Consider the following 18,283-nt stretch of genomic DNA (forward strand, 5'->3'; position numbering starts at 1 on the left):
TCAAGCTTGTCCTGAAGGATAAGTTAAAGCCATGAAGGTTCAGTAAGCTTTCATGGCTTTTTTGTTTTAAAAAAGTTTTTCAGATAAGAGATGAAAATACTTTATGTAAATAAATTGCAGTATTTCATTTTGCTGTCTATTTTTTTACATATTTTGTTTTTTATTACACTTTCAAGTTTTGCCAGGTTAAACCAGGAACGCCAGGCAGTTGAAATTTTCATAATAAATGAAGAGTTACAAAAAAGTCATGAAACTTTAAGCATGCCTAATGTGCCTCACAAAAAAACATTGAAAGCATTTGCGCCTTTATTGAAAAAACAATCAACTGTTGAATCTAAGAAGGATGCGCCAGTTGATAATTCTAAAACAGAAAAAACTATGGTTATTGAGCCTGCATCATCAAATCAAACTACAGCAACCACAGGTTCAGGCAGTTTGAGTTCTGCAGATCATTCAACAACAGAAAAAACTGGAGTGATTGATACAGAATTTGGAACAGCTTATGGTCCAAAATTTATTCACAGAGCAATTCCTGTATATCCACAGATTGCAAGAAGACTTGGCAAGGAAGGAAGAGTTATTTTAAGGCTTACTCTTAATGAAAAGGGAGAACTTATAAACATTGAAGTCATACAAGGAGCTCCGTATGGATTTACAGAATCTGCTGTTGAAGCAGTAAAAAAATCAAAATTTTCACCTGCCACTAAAAATGGTAAACCAGTCCCCTGCCGAGCCATCCTTCCTGTAAGATTTGTCTTAAAATAGCAATATTTTTTAATGTTGGAATTTCTCAGAGATTCCTTGCACCTAAGGACAGTTTAAGTTCAGGTAAAATATTTGGAAATATTACTGATTTTTTTGTAAACTAAATAAACAATCAATGATTCAGGAGGTATTATGCAGATTCAGTACTCTGAAAGGATCAGAACTTTGCCCCCTTATCTTTTTGCAGCAATTGATCAGATGAAAAGAGAAGCTCTTTCAAAGGGAGCAGATTTAATTGATTTAAGCATTGGAGACCCTGATATTCCAACTCCTTCCCATATTGTAGAGGCAATGAAAAAAGCCGTAGAAAAACCAGAGCATCATAGATATCCAAGTTATGAAGGAATGTTTTCCTTCAGAAAAGCTGTTTCAGACTGGTATAAAACCAGGTTTAATGTTGAACTTGACCCAGAAAAGGAAGTTTTAAGTCTTATTGGTTCAAAAGAAGGCATTGGGCACATTCCTCTTGCCTTTGTTGATCCAGGAGATGTTGTTTTAGTGCCCAATCCAGGATATCCAGTTTATCCAGTTGGGACAAAGTTTGCAGGAGGTATTCCATATTTTATGCCTCTTAAAGAAGAGAAAGGATTTTTGCCAGACCTTGACATTATTCCTGAAGATGTATGCAAAAAAGCAAAGCTTATGTTTATCAACTACCCTAACAATCCAACGGCTGCTGTAGCTGATGAAAATTTTTATAAAAAAGTCGTTGAGTTTGCAAAAAAATATAATATTATTGTATGTCATGATGCAGCTTATTCTGAAGTTTATTATGAAGAAAAGCCTCTCAGCTTTATGCAGACAGAGGGAGCCAGGGAGGTTGGCATAGAGTTTCATTCTCTCTCAAAAACTTATAACATGACAGGATGGAGAATAGGATTTGCTGTTGGAAATAAAGATATTCTTTCCGGGCTTGGTAAAGTTAAAACAAATCTTGACTCTGGTGTTTTTCAGGCAATTCAGGAGGCAAGTATAGTTGCTCTTCAGACAGATGATAGCTTTTTAAAAGGAATTAGAGATATTTTCAAAGAAAGGAGAGATATTCTATATGAAGGACTTAAAGCCGTAGGATTTGATGTTAAAAAGCCTATGGCAACCTTTTATCTGTGGGTGAAAGTTCCACGTGGAACAAATTCAATTGACTTTGTTGCAAAGCTTTTAAAGGAAGCTGAGGTTTTATGTACACCAGGAGTGGGATTTGGTGAATATGGAGAAGGATACATAAGATTTGCCCTTACACAGTCTAAGGAAAGAATAAAAGAAGCGGTAGAAAGAATAAGGAGGCTTAAGCTGTGATGAAAACATTGACAGTAAAAACTTCTTCAAGAGAAGAATTCGTTGATATTACAGATGAAGTTGAAAAGACTGTTAGAGACAGTGGAATTAAAAACGGAGTGTGTTACCTATATGTTCCTCACACAACAGCAGGCATAACCATTAACGAAGGGGCTGATCCTTCAGTAAAAAAGGACATCATCAATGCATTAAAAAAGATTGCACCCTATGGTGCAGGATATCTTCACATGGAAGGCAATGCAGACAGCCATATTAAAACAACAATCGTAGGTTCATCAGTGACTGTTTTTATTGAAGATGGTAATCTCCTTTTAGGACAGTGGCAGAGCATATTTTTCTGTGAGTTTGATGGACCAAGAACAAGAAAAGTTTATTTAAAAATAATTAAAGAGAATTAAAGAGGAGGAATAATGTTAAACATTAATGCTATAGCTCCAGAGGAGCTTACAGAAGAATCAAAGTTTAAGTTTCGCTGTTATCCAGGCATTTCCTGTTACAAAAGCTGTTGTAAAAATATTGATATAATGCTAACTCCCTTTGACATAATGAGATTAAAAAATAGATTTGGTATTTCTTCAGGTGAGTTTTTAATGAAGTATACCTATGTTTTTATTGAACCAAAGAGCGGTTATCCATTTGTTTTTTTGAATAAAAATGATGATGAAGAAAAAACCTGCCCTTTTCTATGTGAGGCAGGATGTTCGGTTTATGAAGACAGGCCTGCTACATGCAGATATTATCCTATAGGACAGGTGTCTCTTAAAAAATTTGACTTTACAGATGGAATTACAGAGGAACATTATTTTTTTGTTAAAGAGCCTCATTGCAAAGGCTTTAATGAAGACAGAGAATGGACAGTGGCTGAATGGAGAAAGGATCAAGGAGTTGACCTTTATGATGATATGAACAGAGGATGGAAGGAGCTTTTCTTTAAGAGAAATTTAAAACCTGAGCGACTTGATGAAAGAAAAGCTAAGGCTTTTTATATGGCTTGCTATGATATTGATGCTTTCAGAAGATTTGTTTTTGAAAGTAGATTTCTTCAGGTTTTTGATGTTTCTGAGGAAAGAGTGGAAAAGATGAAGAAAGACGAAACAGAGTTAATGAATTTTGGATTTGACTATGTAAAATTTCTTTTGATGATTAAGGAGACGATGAAGTTAAAGCATAGTTGAAGCTGTGCTACAAAGATAGAGGGCTTTTAGCTGTCCACATGCTGCGAGAATGTCCTGTCCTTTGCTTTTTCTGATAAACACAGAATAGCCATGGGATATCAATATTTGCTGAAATTTAAGTACCTCCCATTCATCTGGTTTTTTAAATTCACATCCTTCCCATGGATTAAAAGGTATAAGGTTTATTTTTGATTGTATTCCTTTAAGCATTTGCGCAAGCCTTAAAGCATCTGTTTCAGAGGAATTGACTCCTTTAAGCATGACATATTCAAAGGTAATTCTTTCTCTGGGTTTTAGTGGATATTCTTTAAGTGTTTTTAAAAGCTCACGGAGTGGATATTTTTTATTCACTGGCATAATAGAGGTTCTTGTTTTTTCATCAGACGCATTAAGGGATATTGCAAGCTTTACTGAAGGAGCCTTCTTGGGTAACTCTTTAATCGCTGGAATGATACCAGCAGTTGAAATAGTGATTCTTCGTGGTGAAAATTCAATTAAATTTTTAAATCTCCACAATGCTTCAACAACATTTTCAAAATTCAGCAGAGGCTCACCCATTCCCATAAAAACAATATTAGTGATTTTTTTATTTTCATTTTTTATTAACCTGCTAACCTGAATAAACTGATCAACTATTTCCCATGCATGTAGATTTCTTTTAAATCCGATCCTGCCTGTAAGACAAAACCTGCATTTAAGAGGACAGCCAATCTGGCTTGATATGCAAAGCGTGAGTCTGTTTCTGTCAGGAATTAACACGCTCTCTATTTTTTCTTTATCTTCCAGTTCCCACAAAAATTTTTCAGTGCTATCCTTACTTATTTTTCTTTCAATCAGTTTAATGTTGCCAATATAGTATTCTTTAGATAAACTTTCTTTAAGCGATTTAGGTAATTCTGTGATTTCATAAATTGAAGTGGCAAATTTTTTATAAATCCAGTGAATAAGTTGCCTTGCTCTGTATAAAGGAAGATGCTCGTTTTTTATAATTTCTTCTATTTGTGGATTATTGTAATTCTTGAGATTTTTCAGTATCATTCGTGATGAAGAGGCGGTATAGGAACTTCAAGCTTTGTGAGATAGTTTTTAAGATAACTGGAGACTGCCTCAGGATTGTCAATAATTTCAAAGTATTTAAAGTCATCAAGGCTTATTGCACCAATGCTCTTAGGTGAATTTTTAAACCATTCAAGAAGCCCTTTCCAGTATTCAGCGCCATAAAGAATTATAGGAAATGAAAGAATTTTACCTGTTTGAACAAGGGTTAGTGCTTCAAAAAGTTCGTCCAAAGTTCCAAATCCGCCAGGGAAGATAATAAATCCAATAGAGTATTTTATAAACATGAGCTTTCTAACAAAGAAGTAACGGAAGTTTAAAGAAATATCAAGATATTTATTAGGATACTGTTCATGAGGCAACTCAATATTCAAGCCTATTGATTTTCCTTTGCCAAGTTTTGCACCTTTATTGGCGGCTTCCATGATGCCAGGACCGCCTCCAGTAATTATTGAAAATCCTGCTTGACTGAGTAGTTTTGCCGTCTTGAAGGCTTCTTGATAATAAAAACTTTCTTCTGTTAATCTGGAACTTCCAAATATTGAAACTGCAGGTCCTATTCCATGAAGTGTTTCAAAGCCTTCAACAAGTTCTGACTGAATTCTAAATACTCGCCATGTATCAGTTGATTTAAAATCCTCTATCATCTTCATCCTCTACAATTGTAGTTCTTATAAGGGCAAGAATTGCAGAATGGGGCACAATTAGATACTTTTTTTCCTCAAATTCTATTTCAATTCCTGCATCTTTAAGAAAAAGTGCGTAATCACCTTCCTGAGCCTGAAGGGGTATGTATCTTATGGGTTCAGTGTTTGTCTGTTTCCATGGTTCTTCAAGCACAACTGAGATGTCATTCACAGGATAACCTGGTCCCACTTTTATAACTCTTCCACCAAGAACTTTGTTTTTTTCTTTTACAGTAGGAGGTAAAAAGAGTCCTGCCCGTGTTTCCATTCTCTCATCTGGTTCAATAAGAACTCTGTCTCCAACTATTATTAACTTTCTCTGTGTTTTCATAAATTTTAAATCACTCGCAGGTGCTTGAATCCTTAATTTTATTTTATCTCAGCTACATCTGGTAAATCCACAACTGTGACAGATAACGCATCCTTCTTCATAAGAAAGTGCACTTCCACATTCAGGACATGCTCCATAATGAGCTGCTTCATCATCTGAAATTTGAACTGTTAATTTTGAATTTTGACTCACCCTTTGAGCTACTGAATCACCTGAAGCTTTTGAATCACCCATTTTGCTATGTGAACTTTCTCTTATTTCGGCTTCTATTGCCTTTGCAATTGCATCTGAACAGCTTGTAATTTTACCACTGCTACACCAAACAGGAGCATGACAGGATATTCCTTTAAGCTGTTTTATTATCTCCTCTGGTTCAATACCACTTCTTAAAGCAAGAGATATAAGTCTACCAATTGCTTCTGCCTGAGAAGCAGCACATCCACCTGCTTTACCTATATTTGTGAAAACTTCAAAGGGTTTGCTTTCCTCATCTTTATTTATTGTTACATAAAGATTTCCGCAGCCTGTTTTCATCAGCCTTGTAACTCCTTTTAGAACCTCAGGTCTTTTTCTTGGTTTAAGAGTTAAAGGAATGCTTTGAGCTTCTGTTTTAGTCTTCTGGATGACCTGTCCCTGTCTTGAGCCATCTCTGTAAACAGTAACACCTTTACATCCAAGACGATAGGCAAGAAGGTAAACTTCTCTTACATCTTCCTCTGTTGCATGATTTGGAAGATTTACTGTTTTGCTGACTGCGTTGTCAACATATTGTTGAAATGCTGCCTGCATGCGAATATGTTCAGATGGAGAGATTTCATGAGCTGTAACGAATATTTTTTTAATCTCCTCAGGAATTTCTTTAATTTCCTGAATTGAACCTGTTTCAGCTATCTTTTCAGCTAAAGCATCAGACCAGAGTCCTAATTTTTCCATCTCTTTTCTGAAATAAGAATTAACTTCTACAAGACGTGTTCCATCCATTACATTTCTTGCAAAACATATTGCAAAAAGAGGTTCAATTCCAGAAGAACATCCTGCAATTATGCTCAGTGTTCCTGTAGGTGCCACTGTTGTAATAGTGGCATTTCTTAAAGGCATTTTTCCGTAATAAATGCTCTTGGGATAGTTAGGAAAGGTTCCTCTTTCTTTTGCAAGTTCTTGAGAAGCATTCCTTCCTTCTTGAAGTATAAACTTCATCAACTCTTCTGCCAAACTGAGAGCTTCCTTTGAGTTGTAAGGAATTTTTAACTGAACAAGCATATCAGCCCAGCCCATTACTCCGAGCCCTATTTTTCTGTTTGCCTTTGTATTCTTTTCTATGATTTCTAAGGGGTACCTATTTGCATCAATTACATTGTCAAGGAAATGAACAGCCTTCCATACGGTGCTTCTTAAAACTTCCCAGTCAACAGTGTTGTTTCTAACCATCTTTGCAAGATTTATTGATCCAAGATTACAGGACTCATATGGTAAAAGAGGTTGTTCTCCGCAGGGATTTGTTGCTTCAATTTCACCGAGCTCAGGTGTTGGATTTGTAGCATTAATTCTGTCAAGGAAAACAATGCCTGGTTCACCATTTTTCCATGCCTGGTGCACAATAAGATCAAAAACTTCTTTTGCTTTAAGCCTTTTTACAGTTTGCAGTGTTCTTGGATTTATAAGATCATATTCTTCATCATTTATAACTGCTTTCATGAACTCTTCAGTGAGACCAACAGAGATATTAAAATTAGTAAATTTTGTAAGGTCATCTTTACATTTTATAAATTCAACGATGTCAGGATGATCAACTCTTAGAAGTCCCATATTAGCTCCTCTACGACGACCGCCCTGTTTTACTGCTTCTGTTGCAGAATCAAAAACACTCATGAATGATACAGGACCTGAACTTATTCCCTTTGTTGAGCCTACAACATCTCCTTTGGGTCTGAGACGAGAGAAACTAAAACCTGTTCCTCCTCCTGATTTATGAATGATCGCAGCATACTTTACTGCATCAAAAATTCCTTCCATAGAGTCTTCCACTGGTAAGACAAAACAGGCACTAAGTTGCCCGAGCGGAGTTCCAGCATTCATTAAAGTAGGAGAGTTTGGCAAAAATTTAAGTGTTGTCATAAGCTCGTAGAATTCCTCTTTTGTTTTATTGACATCTTTTTCAGATTTGCCGTAAATTGCGTCTATTTGAGCAATTGCTGTTGCTACACGATGGAATAATTCCTCTGGTGTTTCTATAATTTTGCCCTCTTCATCTTTTTTAAGATACCTTCTTTTTAAAACTTCTATTGCATTGTGTGTTAATTGTAAAGATAGCTTAAATTTTTCCATCTACTTCTCCTTGTTAAGAAATAAAACTTTAGATTATAATTTTAAGCATGACTGCAGATATTTTTCTACTACTTTTTAATCTAATGTTGATACTACTAAGTGCGGAAATTTTTACAAATGGAGTTGAAGTCTTCGGGAAAAAGCTTTCCCTTAGTCAGGCAGTTACAGGAAGCATACTTGCTGCAGTGGGAACAGCTCTTCCTGAGACAATTTTACCTCTGGTTGCAATATTATTACATAAAGGAGAGGCAGGCCATAGCATTGGCATTGGCGCAATTCTGGGTGCGCCTTTTATGCTTTCTACTCTGGCATTTTTATTGATAGGATTGACAGTTCTTTCTGGATACATTTCAAAAAGGAGAGCTTTTGTTTTTGAAGCAGAAATTCCTACAATAAAGAGAGATTTAATTTTTTTTCTTATTATGTATTCATCAGGAATTTTTCTTCCAATGCTTATAAAACAACATATTGTAGTGGCTTTTTTACTTGTTTTTTGTTATATTGCCTATCTTTATGTGACCTTTAAAAGTGAAAGTGGAGGAATTTTACATGAGGAAAAACTTTATTTTGATAAAATTTTTGGAAAAGTTCTGCCAATAAAAAGATTTGAGACTTTGTTGTCGGTTGCCCAGGTTTTACTTGCTCTTTTTATAATGATTGAATGTGCTCATGGATTTGTCTCTACGCTTGAGCATGTTTCTCTAAAGATAGGATTTGATCCTCTTTTATTTGCTCTTTTGATTGCTCCAGTTGCAACTGAGCTTCCTGAAAAATTTAACTCTGTAACATGGACATTTAAAGGAAGAGATACTCTCGCAATGGGAAATGTAACTGGTGCAATGGTTTTTCAGTCAACTTTTCCAGTATCTGTGGGGATTATTTTTACAGACTGGAATATTACTGGTTATGCTCTATTGAGCGCTTCTTTGGCAATTTTATCAGGAGCAATAATTTTAGGGGAAATCTTTATAAGAAAAAAGATTTCCCCTCTTACTTTAATTTTTTCAGGTTCTTTTTACTTGATATACGCTTTGATAATTATAAAACCCTTTTAACTATTCTTCCTCTTCCTCAAACAATTCCTCAACTTCTTCTTTTCCTTCTTCAAGCTCATCTTCCTGTTCTTCATCATTCATAAGGAGAAGAGTGAGGAATTCACCTACATGGGTTTTTTCTTCTCTTGCAATGTCAAGAAAAACAGCTTTAATTTTTTCATCATTTGTTAATGAAGCAAGTTGTTCATAGAGATTGATAGCATCAAGCTCTGCAATAAGCCCTATTCTTAAAATTTCTCTGGTAATGTCTCCCTGTTCTAATTTTTCCATTGAGAAAGGTATTTTTGAAAGCATAAGCCACCTCCGTTTTTTTTAATTATACAATAAAAATTTGTTAAAATTAAACAAATACATCAAGGAGGACGAAAATGAGAGAGGAAGGCAAAATTTTAGCAGCGTTTCTTTTAGGAGGGGTAATTGGAGCAGCCTTTGCGCTTCTTTATGCACCAAAGTCAGGAGAAGAAACAAGAAAAGAAATTAAAAAGAAAGCTAAAGAGCTTAAGAAAAAAACTGTCAGAGCAGCGGAAGAGCTTTATGAAGAGATTGAAGAATTCTCAGAAATGCTGAAAGAGAAAGTCAAAGATATTAAAGAGCGTGGAGAGGATGCTAAAAAAGAGATTTTAAATCAGATTGAAAAACTTACAAAAGTAATTGATGAGAAAAAGAAGAAGCTTCTGGAGAAGCTTGATTGATTGAAAAAAAGGCTCTTCTGGACTTAGATTTTTATAAAATTCTGAGTTTAATAGAAGAGTTTGCTAATTCCTCAGCTACAAAAAAAGCTATTGAAGCGATTTTTCCTTTTGATGACTTTGAACAAGCAGAAAGGGCGCTTAAGGAATTTGAAGAAATAAAAAAATATCTTGATCAGGGAAAAGAGCTCCCAATATCTTTTTTCCCTGATATTTCTGAATTACTTGATAGAGCAAAGAAAGAAGGAGCTATTTTTGAATCATCTGAGTTAACTCAATTTTTAAAGGTTCTGAGAGTTCTGGATAAAGTAGCCCCTTTTCTTGATGAGTTTTTAAACTATTCTTTTTTAAGAGATAAAATAAAAAGTATTCTTAAAACCAGTTTATCCATCGGTCAACCATATCTTCTTGCAATACTTGAAAATACCGTTGATGAAGAGGGAAATATTCTTGATACAGCCTCTGCGTATCTGAATTACATAAGAAAACAGATAAAAATAACAGAGGAAAGAATAAAACAAAAGCTTGAAGAAATAATTAACAGGCCAAACATACAGGTTTTTCTTCAGGACAGATTTATCACAAAAAGAAACAACAGATGGGTTATACCTGTTCGGATGGATTCAAAGGGACAGGTTGCAGGAATTGTTCATGATATATCTCGTTCAGGGGAAACAGCTTTTATAGAACCCGCTGAAATCACGCCTTTATCCAAGAAACTGGAAGAGCTTTTAATTGAACAGAGAGTTGAAGAAACAAGAATACTTAAGGAGCTCTCTTTTGAGATTCATCAAATCAGTGATGCCCTTGAAAGAGAATTTAAATTACTCATTTATTTTGATAAAATTCTTTCAATATATAAATTTTCCAGAAAATTTAATGCTCATGCTCCTCAACTCAGTAAAGAAATCATGATAAATCTAATTGATGCAAGACATCCTGTTCTGATGCTTTCCAGAGATGTTGTGCCTCTTCAGATAGAACTGAGGAATAAAAAAGTTCTTGTAATTACAGGACCAAATGCAGGAGGCAAAACTGTAACACTGAAGACAATAGGACTTCTAACTGCAATGGCTATCTCTGGACTTCCCATATCTGCCAGTCCTTCCTCCACAATTCCTTTTGTAAAAACTATTTATGTTGACCTCTATCATGGAGACTCTATTGAAGAGCATCTTTCAAGCTTTGCCTTGCATGTAGTAACTCTCAAAAAAATAGTTGAAGAGGCTAATTCTGATAGTCTTGTTCTTCTTGATGAAATAGGCACAAATACTGATCCTGAGGAAGGCTCTGCCTTGGCATGTGCAATCCTTGAAGATTTAAAAGACAGAGGAGTTTTTACCTTCGCGACAACCCATTTAAGTAAAGTTAAAATTTTTGCGACAACCAATGAAGACATAGAAATAGCCTCTATGCTCTTTGACGAAAAAACCATGTCTCCCCTTTATAAATTAAGCATTGGCAGTTTAGCTCCTTCTTATGCCTTTCAGATTGCTCAAAAATATGGTTTTCCTGAGAAGCTTATTAAGAGAGCTTACGAATTAAAAGGCTCTCAGGACAAAGAAATCTATAAACTTTTGAAGGAGCTTGAAGAAGCTAAAGCTGAATATAATAAAAAAATTGATGAAATTGAAAAAATCAAAAACAGCATCATTGCAGAAAAGGAGAAATTAGAAAAAGAGATTTCTCTTGCTTATGAAAAAAAGAGAAAAATCATTGAAGAGGCAAAAATAGAGGCTCATAATATGCTCATGAAATTGAAAAGAGAGGTTAATATTCTTTATGAGGAAGCTAAAAAAGCAGATAGAAAAAAACTTAAAGAAATATCTCTTAAAATTTCAGAATTCTCAAAAAAGTTACTGTCTCAGGAAATAAGAGTGCCTGAAAATATTCAGATTGGTGATATTGTAAGAGTAAAAACTCTCGGGCTTACAGGAAAGGTGGCTTTTATTGAAGATAAAAAAGTAAAGATTCAGACAGATAAAATGTTTGTAGAAGCAAAAATTGATGAGCTTGAAAAGATTAATCCAGAGCAAAAAGAAGAAAAATCGAATATTTCTTTTGTGCAGGATGAGGAGATTACTACAAAGCTTGACATTCGGAGTTTAAGAGTTGATGAGTCAGTTCCCCTTATAGAAAAATTTTTAAATAAACTGTCATTAAGTGAGACGTCATCAGGAATTATTATTCATGGAATCGGGAAGGGTATTTTAAGAGATTTTGTAAGAGATTACTTAAAGGAACATCCTGCAGTAAAAAGCTTCCGAAAGGGCAATGCTGAAGAAGGAGGAGATGCTGTAACAGTGGTTGAAATAAAATGAAAACAGTTGGAGTCATTGGAGCAGGGAAAGCAGATAAAGAACTTTTAGAACTGGCAGAAGAGGTAGGAAGACTTCTTTCAAAGGAAGGTATTACTGTTATTACAGGTGGTTTAGGAGGAGTAATGGAGGCAGCAAGCAGGGGAGCCTTTCAGGCAGGAGGCATTACAGTAGGAATACTGCCAACACTTAAAAAAGAAGATGCCAATTCCTATGTGAAAATTCCAATTCCTACAGGCTTGGGAGAGATGAGAAATGCTCTTATAGTGAGAGCCTCTGATGTATTGATTGCCATTGGCGGTGAGTATGGCACTCTCAGTGAGATAGCTCTGGCATTAAAAACTGGTAAAAAAGTCATAGGACTTAAAACATGGAAAATACCTGGAATAATAGAATGTTATTCAGCAGAAGAAGCTGTTAGGCTTGCCACATCCTTAATTAAGGGAAAATAAATTTTAAAGGTTGTTCCCTTACCTACCTCACTTTCAACTTCAATAAATCCTTCGTGGCCTTTTATAATTTTATAAACAATTGAAAGCCCAAGTCCTATACTCTTGTCTCCTTTCGTGGTAAAAAAAGGTTCAAATATTCTTTTCTGAGTTGCCTCATCCATACCAATTCCAGAATCTATTACAGATAAAACTGCAAACTCTTTATCTAACAGAGAAGCAGCTTCTGTTTTTATTGTTATTGTTCCTCCTTCTGGCATGGCATCACGGGCATTGAGTATTAAGTGAGTTAAAACTTCATCAAAGGCTTGAATATCAAGCTTAACCATGAGGGGAATGCTTGATAATTCGTAAACTACATTAATATGGTCTTCAACAGTAGCATTTATCTTTGTTTTCATTGACTGAATCAGAGAATTTAAATCAAAGACCTTCATCTCATATTTTCTTTCACTTGTAACATTTAAGATTTCTTTTGAAAGATATATCGCCCTTTTTGATGCATTAATTATCTGGTCAAAGGCATTTCTAACAAATTCCTCTGATACTTTTGGCTGAGCAATACTGGCAAATCCATGAATTATGTTGATTAAATCCTTAAATCTGTGCACTGCTTCACCAAGAGCACGCCTTACAGATTCAAAATGGTGAAATTCTTCCATTTTTCTTTCCATTTCTCTTGTCTTAAGGATTTTTAACGAAGCAAAAGAGATGGCTCTGCTTAAATATCCTATTTCATCTGTTCTTTGAGAATATTTTTCAAGGTATATCTCTTTAAATCCAAGATAAGCTGTCTGTCCTGAAATCTCAATTATGGGATTTATGTATTTTTTTGTAATATAAAGGAGCACGAAAAAAATAAGAACCAGAGAAGTAAAAATCTGATAAAAGAGATGAATGTATAGGCTTTTTTTAATGACTATCTCTGGTGTCATTGTTACAAGAGAAAGTTTTCTATTTTTCATGTTCCAATTTTCTATTTTTACGAACCATTTTTGATTGTGAAAACTGATTTTATCTTTTCCTGAATACAGGGCATGGTAGAGTAGAGGGAACTGGTCCTTATTAACTTTATAAATTTTTCCTGGCTTAGGAGTAATTTCATCAATAAAAGCTATTAAGTACTTGTTGTCTAAGATAAGATAAAGCTTTACTTCTGGATGAAGCATCTCTTTGGCTTTATATAAAAACGAAGAGATATCCTTTATCATTAAATCAATGCCAACAACTTCTTTTGAATTACCACACAAAAGTAAAGAAGCTGTAACTCCAGGGTTTTTTGTTGTCCTGAATTGATACTGTTCACTCCATTGAATATCATTGCGTTCAAGTGCCTGTTTATACCAGAGTGTGTTTCGTGGATCGTAATTATCCTTAACTCGTCTTTTATTTATTATTTCTCCATCATTGTTGAGAGTATTCCATACTACATATCCTCGGTCTTCTGCTTTTTTAATTCTGTTAAGCCATTTGTCTCTATCATTTAAAATAAGATAGCCATTTCCCTTCCCATCTCCGTAATTTATTGATGTTACATAGGGATACTTTTTCATAAAATCCATCAGAAATTTATTGGTTTTTTCAATGTCATTAAAGTTTAAAATTTTACAGCAAACAAGAGCCTGAATGTTATAAAGAAAAGTTTCAACAGGACTCATTAATTTCTCAACTTCTCCTTTAAAAAAAGATGAAACTGTTTTCATATGATGAATGAGATATTGCTCATAAAGATGGTAAGAAACTAAATAATTGGTTATGGCAATGCCTGTAGCCAGAGCTATCATTACCAGTACAGTAAGCCACTTAATACTTAAAGTAAATTTTGCCATCTTTATTAAAGTATATCTTTAAAAAATTTTTTTAGCTACTTTAAGATTGCTAATAAAAAAATTTTCAAGACTGATTCTTTCCAATTCTTAAATCTTAGTTTTTCTATGTCTTTGGTTTCACTCTCGCAGAGTTTACTTTGAGCTTAATTAAAGGGCTCAGAACATGTCACCTGCTATGACAAAATAAGATTTAATCTTTATTGAACAGCTTTAATTAAATAATTAGCACTTTACTTTATAGGCAACGCATTTGCCATTTTTATCAGGACAACATCTTTCACACCAATGTTGTCCATTTTTATCACAGCAACATACCCTTTCATAGCAACCATTTGGTTGAAGACTCCATTGAGAGCAGTTTGCCGCTTCTGCGAGAAGAGTATTTTCTGAGTTAATATTGCATGAATTAGATTGCTCAAAGGATTTTGTTGTTGATAAACCTGATGAAGCAAATGTAAACATCAGTCCGATTAAAAAAATTGCCAAAACTAATTTTTTCATTTTTAACCTCCTGAATTATTTAATTATTAGTCTTTCCATTAAAAATTTTATCTGTCTGTCCTCTGGATTAAGTCTCAGAACCTCTTCAAATACCCTTTTTGCCTCATCTTCCATGCCCCTTTGATAATACATTAAACCAAGGGATCTTTGCAGTGTTGAATCTTTTGGAAATTTTTCCACTCCCTCTTTAAGATAATTCAAAGCCTTTTCATCTTCTCTCATCTCCTGATAGCAGATAGCAATATAATAATAAACCTCTGCAGTTGGCTGGGCTTTAAGTGCCTCTTCAAAAAGTGTTACAGCTTTTCCATAGTTTCTCTGTCTGAAGTAGTTTCCTCCTTCAATAACAAATTCTGTTGCCTTTTTCTGCCTCTCTTGCTGAGAAAGAGTTGAATAGGGATTTGCAATGGCATTTATAACTTTTCCCTCAGGAATTCTAAGATTATAGACACTGCTTACCTGAATATTTTTGAGCTTCATCTCATCAATGTTTATCGAACCAAAGTAATTTGCCGCAATCTTTAAAATTGTTTCTGAGGAAATATTCACATTGTTATCGTAAATGTTGTTATCCTTTAAATCGCCCGAAAATTCGTTAATCTTAATACCTGTCTCATTCTGGAATATGGTGTTCATGGAAATTGCAGAAGAGGTTCTTACGAGTTCAATTCCTATTTTATTTCCTGAAATTGTTGAATTTTTAATTGAGGCAGAGGGCATTCCTGATATTAAAATCCCTGTATCACAATCAGTTATTACTCCGTTTTCAACAAAACCACGGGCTGAATTTAAAATCAATCCCGTATGTGCATTTTTGAGCCTGAATCCGTTTATGTTTACCTCTCCTTCTTTAACAGCTATCCCTCTCCATTTTTTATCAGTAGCTGAAATAAACTCCACAGAAGCATCCTTTGCATCTATGACAATCTTGCCTTCAACAATAAGTTCAGAATCTTCATGAAACATTATTCTTGTCTCAGGCTCAACTGTTAGTGTTAAACCTTTGGGTATTCTAAAGCTATTCTTAACAATATAAATTCCGGAAAGAACTGTATCTTTTTCAATTGTTCCTGAGATTATCTGTGGTTGTCTGGTTGTGAGAGAAGCTTTTACAGCATCCTGTATCTCCGATTCATTTCCCGCAGTATCATATGCAATGACCCTGTAGTAATAAACTTTTCCATGCTCCAATGCTCTGTCTTCAAAGAGATTAAGCTCAACCCTTGCAATTTCTTGAAATCCTGTAAGTGGTTGTTCACTTCTTAAAACTTTATAGCCTTTTAAGTCAGGGATATTTTTCAGAGCTTGCCATGAGACTTCTATTCTATCATGAAAGCCTTTAGCCCTTAATCCTGTTACCTGAGGAGGTGCTGTTGTGTCAATTGTAATAAATCCGCTTACATCAATCCATTGAGTTTCATACCCGCCTGGTTTTCTTAATGATATAATTATGGGAACCTCTTTTACATTATCATCGGGCATAACAACATATTCACCAATATAAATTCCAGGCTGAGTTTCTTTCATTGGTATGCCTCTTTTAAAGTTACCAATATCAAAGCTGGCAACCATTCCTCTGTCTCCTTCTAAACCAACCTTTATGATCTTCCCTTTACCAAAGGGAGAATCCTTGGCATTTGTAATAACCTCTTTAATTACAGGTCTTTCTTCAACAATGCCAGATGGTGAAGGAATTTTTTCATTGAATTTATAGCAAAGTTCATTGAGCATTCTTACCTGTTGAATATCCCTTATGTTCATTGCTGTTGATATTGCTGTCATGACCGCACTTAATGGAGAAAGTGGAATTCCACCCTCATGGTATCTGACAGAGTCTTTCAGTCTGAGAACCTCTTTTCCTGTCCTTGTATTTATCATCCAGACTTCAGCTTCTATGCCAAGCTGTGAGTAGGCAACTGCATAAATTTTTTTGTAGTCAGTAACTCTACCATAAATCAATCCATCGCATCCAAGAGCCTCACATATCTCCTTTGGTGGAATTTCAAGAATATTTTTGCCCTTTGATTTTTCAAGCTGAATTATTTTTTCATCAACAATGCTCAGTTCAATATCCCTGTAAGGCTTAGAGCTAAAGTGATTGTAAAAGGCTTTTCTTACCTGGTTTGCTATTCCAAGCTCTTCTGTTTTATTTTCAAAGGGAAGAATGGCAACTGTTTTTGGAAGCTCTTCCTCTGATATTTCTGTTTGATGACTCTCTTTTTTTACCTCGGGCATGGTAGCACAGGAAGCAATAAATAAAACAATAAATAAAGCAAACAAAGGCTTTTTCATAACATACTCCTAAGGCTTTTTTCAAATTATAATGCTTTATGACAATGATTGCAAGGTAATTTTCACATTAACTTTTGAAAGTAAATGAAGAAATATTATGATAACCGGATCTCTTTAAACTCTACTTCTTCTGGATAACCATATACCTCTATCCCAGAGGTTAAGACAAACCCCGCATTATCTATCATGGGTGAAATCAATAGCTTTCTGCTTACTTTTACCCCTTCCTTCTCTCTTAAGTAATTTTTGGAAGTTCGCTCTCTTGACTCCTTTACAATGTTTTGATAAACTGGAGTATGTCAAATATTGATATTCTTCAAATTTTAAAAGAAATTCCTATTTTTCAAAGTCTTTCTGATGAACATCTAACTCTCATTTCTAAGGGTTTTAAAATATACAGAGTAAAGAAGGGAGAAATTATCTTCTATCAATCTGATGAAAGTACTGATCTTTACATTATTCTTGATGGTGCAGTTAAAGCCTGTCTCTTAGATTCGGATGGGAAAGAACTCATTCTTAATATTTTTAAAAAAGGTGATTTCTTTGGAGAATTAAGTCTTCTTGATGGTAGACCTCGTTCAGCAACAATTATTGCTATTGAGGATTCTGTTGTTGGAGTGCTTAAAAGAGAGCATTTTCTAAAATTACTCAAAAATAATCCTATGATTGTTATCTCTCTTCTTTCTGCTCTTGTTGAAAGAATAAGGATGACCGATGAAATGCTTGGTGCGATGGCATTTTTGGATGTTAGCAGGAGAATCATAAAATTTCTCATGAATGTTGCTGAAAAGGAAGGAGAGAAAACCAGAGATGGATTGATAAGAATCAAAAAGATCACTCATAGAGAACTTGCTTCCTGTACAGGTGCTTCAAGAGAAGCCATTACAAAGGCATTAAAGGTTTTGAAGTTTAAAGGGATATTAAAGGAAGAGGAAGGCTTTTTCCTGATATCACCACATATTGAGCCCTGTAGTTTTTATGAGGAAAAATGAAAACTTCTATCTTTATCATTTTTTTAATGATTTTTTTCACATGCTATGCTGAAGCAAAAATTCAATGCGTTGACTCTGAAGGAGATGCAGCAATTACAGGCAATGATATTCCATCAGCAAAAGCTGAGGCAATATCAAGAGCAAAATGGAATGCCGTTGAACAGGTAGCTGGTATAAAAATAAAAGCTCAAACAGTGGTTCAAAACTTTATCCTTGTAGATGATGCAATTGTCAAAAAAACTGAGGGAGTTATATCAAAATACAACATAAAAAAAGAATGGAAAGATAGAGATTCTTATAAAGTAATTTTAAATGTCTGTGTAGAAACCAATAAAGTAGATGATGCTGTATCAAAACTCGCCTTAAACAACTCCTTAGCTGTCTTCATTCCTGCAAAAAAAACAAAAAATGAATATCATCAATTGAGCATGAACGAAATGGAAGAGGAAAACATTCAAAATAATCATATTAACTTCAGGAACAGAACAAGCAAAAGCAATGGCATCTAATATAGAGGATGCTGC

At 34.6% G+C, this 18,283-nt stretch carries 18 protein-coding genes; 10 read left to right on the forward strand and 8 right to left on the reverse strand.

Annotated elements, in window-relative coordinates; all coding sequences use genetic code 11:
- Positions 1-90 precede the first annotated feature (90 nt).
- From V4D31_RS00120 to V4D31_RS00135, 4 genes are all read left to right on the forward strand, one after another.
- Positions 91-765, forward strand: a complete 675-nt coding sequence (locus V4D31_RS00120) for a TonB family protein (RefSeq protein WP_353686214.1) — start codon at positions 91-93, stop codon at positions 763-765.
- Between the two features lie 132 nt (positions 766-897).
- A complete protein-coding gene (locus V4D31_RS00125) occupies positions 898-2,061 on the forward strand; it encodes an LL-diaminopimelate aminotransferase (RefSeq protein ID WP_353686215.1) in 1,164 nt (387 codons plus the stop codon).
- On the forward strand, positions 2,058-2,459 hold the full coding sequence (locus V4D31_RS00130; RefSeq protein WP_353686216.1) for a secondary thiamine-phosphate synthase enzyme YjbQ: 402 nt from the start codon (positions 2,058-2,060) through the stop codon (positions 2,457-2,459). The genes V4D31_RS00125 and V4D31_RS00130 overlap by 4 nt, the downstream gene beginning before the upstream one ends.
- A 12-nt stretch (positions 2,460-2,471) precedes the next feature.
- Entirely contained in the window at positions 2,472-3,236 is a 765-nt protein-coding gene (locus V4D31_RS00135; RefSeq protein WP_353686217.1) for a YkgJ family cysteine cluster protein, read from the forward strand.
- Here V4D31_RS00135 and rlmN read toward each other — a convergent pair.
- The 4 genes from rlmN to V4D31_RS00155 are packed head-to-tail and all read right to left on the reverse strand — an operon-like array spanning position 3,222 to position 7,634.
- Positions 3,222-4,274 (reverse strand): 23S rRNA (adenine(2503)-C(2))-methyltransferase RlmN, encoded by a 1,053-nt coding sequence (gene rlmN / locus V4D31_RS00140; RefSeq protein WP_353686218.1) that lies wholly within the window; start codon positions 4,272-4,274, stop codon positions 3,222-3,224. The genes V4D31_RS00135 and rlmN overlap by 15 nt on opposite strands.
- Positions 4,271-4,939 carry a TIGR00730 family Rossman fold protein gene (locus V4D31_RS00145; RefSeq protein ID WP_353686219.1) on the reverse strand — a complete coding sequence of 223 codons (669 nt, stop codon included), beginning with the start codon at positions 4,937-4,939 and terminating at the stop codon, positions 4,271-4,273. The genes rlmN and V4D31_RS00145 overlap by 4 nt, the downstream gene beginning before the upstream one ends.
- Entirely contained in the window at positions 4,923-5,309 is a 387-nt protein-coding gene (locus V4D31_RS00150; RefSeq protein ID WP_353686220.1) for a co-chaperone GroES family protein, read from the reverse strand. Before V4D31_RS00150 ends, V4D31_RS00145 begins: the two co-directional genes overlap by 17 nt.
- Before the next feature lie 48 nt (positions 5,310-5,357).
- Complete coding sequence (locus tag V4D31_RS00155; RefSeq protein ID WP_353686221.1) at positions 5,358-7,634, reverse strand: vitamin B12-dependent ribonucleotide reductase; 2,277 nt, start codon at positions 7,632-7,634, stop codon at positions 5,358-5,360.
- A gap of 47 nt (positions 7,635-7,681) precedes the next feature.
- On the opposite strand from V4D31_RS00155, the gene V4D31_RS00160 reads away from it, so the two are divergent.
- Positions 7,682-8,689 carry a sodium:calcium antiporter gene (locus V4D31_RS00160; RefSeq protein WP_353686222.1) on the forward strand — a complete coding sequence of 336 codons (1,008 nt, stop codon included), beginning with the start codon at positions 7,682-7,684 and terminating at the stop codon, positions 8,687-8,689.
- Here the strand turns inward: V4D31_RS00160 and V4D31_RS00165 are convergent, their stop codons facing one another.
- On the reverse strand, positions 8,690-8,983 hold the full coding sequence (locus V4D31_RS00165; RefSeq protein ID WP_353686223.1) for a ferritin family protein: 294 nt from the start codon (positions 8,981-8,983) through the stop codon (positions 8,690-8,692).
- A 74-nt stretch (positions 8,984-9,057) separates the two neighbouring features.
- On the opposite strand from V4D31_RS00165, the gene V4D31_RS00170 reads away from it, so the two are divergent.
- Genes V4D31_RS00170 through V4D31_RS00180 form a run of 3 tightly spaced genes read left to right on the forward strand, consistent with a single transcriptional unit; the run spans position 9,058 to position 12,148 of the window.
- Entirely contained in the window at positions 9,058-9,381 is a 324-nt protein-coding gene (locus V4D31_RS00170; protein ID WP_353686224.1) for a YtxH domain-containing protein, read from the forward strand.
- Complete coding sequence (locus V4D31_RS00175) at positions 9,378-11,699, forward strand: endonuclease MutS2 (RefSeq protein ID WP_353686225.1); 2,322 nt, start codon at positions 9,378-9,380, stop codon at positions 11,697-11,699. The genes V4D31_RS00170 and V4D31_RS00175 overlap by 4 nt, the downstream gene beginning before the upstream one ends.
- On the forward strand, positions 11,696-12,148 hold the full coding sequence (locus V4D31_RS00180) for a TIGR00725 family protein (protein ID WP_353686226.1): 453 nt from the start codon (positions 11,696-11,698) through the stop codon (positions 12,146-12,148). Before V4D31_RS00175 ends, V4D31_RS00180 begins: the two co-directional genes overlap by 4 nt.
- On the opposite strand, the gene V4D31_RS00185 is transcribed toward V4D31_RS00180, so the two are convergent.
- The 3 genes from V4D31_RS00185 to V4D31_RS00195 form a co-directional block, all read right to left on the reverse strand.
- A complete protein-coding gene (locus V4D31_RS00185; protein WP_353686227.1) occupies positions 12,094-13,974 on the reverse strand; it encodes an ATP-binding protein in 1,881 nt (626 codons plus the stop codon). The two genes, V4D31_RS00180 and V4D31_RS00185, sit on opposite strands and share 55 nt — an antisense overlap.
- 222 nt (positions 13,975-14,196) lie before the next feature.
- Positions 14,197-14,475, reverse strand: coding sequence for a hypothetical protein (locus V4D31_RS00190; RefSeq protein ID WP_353686228.1), 279 nt, complete (start codon positions 14,473-14,475; stop codon positions 14,197-14,199).
- A 15-nt stretch (positions 14,476-14,490) separates the two neighbouring features.
- The gene (locus tag V4D31_RS00195) at positions 14,491-16,767 is read right to left on the reverse strand and encodes a GNA1162 family protein (RefSeq protein WP_353686229.1); all 2,277 of its coding nucleotides are present in this window, start codon (positions 16,765-16,767) and stop codon (positions 14,491-14,493) included.
- 296 nt (positions 16,768-17,063) lie between these two features.
- On the opposite strand from V4D31_RS00195, the gene V4D31_RS00200 reads away from it, so the two are divergent.
- Complete coding sequence (locus tag V4D31_RS00200; RefSeq protein ID WP_353686230.1) at positions 17,064-17,759, forward strand: Crp/Fnr family transcriptional regulator; 696 nt, start codon at positions 17,064-17,066, stop codon at positions 17,757-17,759.
- Positions 17,756-18,268, forward strand: coding sequence for a hypothetical protein (locus V4D31_RS00205; RefSeq protein WP_353686231.1), 513 nt, complete (start codon positions 17,756-17,758; stop codon positions 18,266-18,268). The genes V4D31_RS00200 and V4D31_RS00205 overlap by 4 nt, the downstream gene beginning before the upstream one ends.
- The last annotated feature ends 15 nt before the right edge of the window (positions 18,269-18,283 follow it).

Origin of the sequence: Thermodesulfovibrio sp. 3462-1, from assembly GCF_040451425.1 — a bacterium.
Classification (GTDB): Bacteria; Nitrospirota; Thermodesulfovibrionia; order Thermodesulfovibrionales; family Thermodesulfovibrionaceae; genus Thermodesulfovibrio; species Thermodesulfovibrio obliviosus.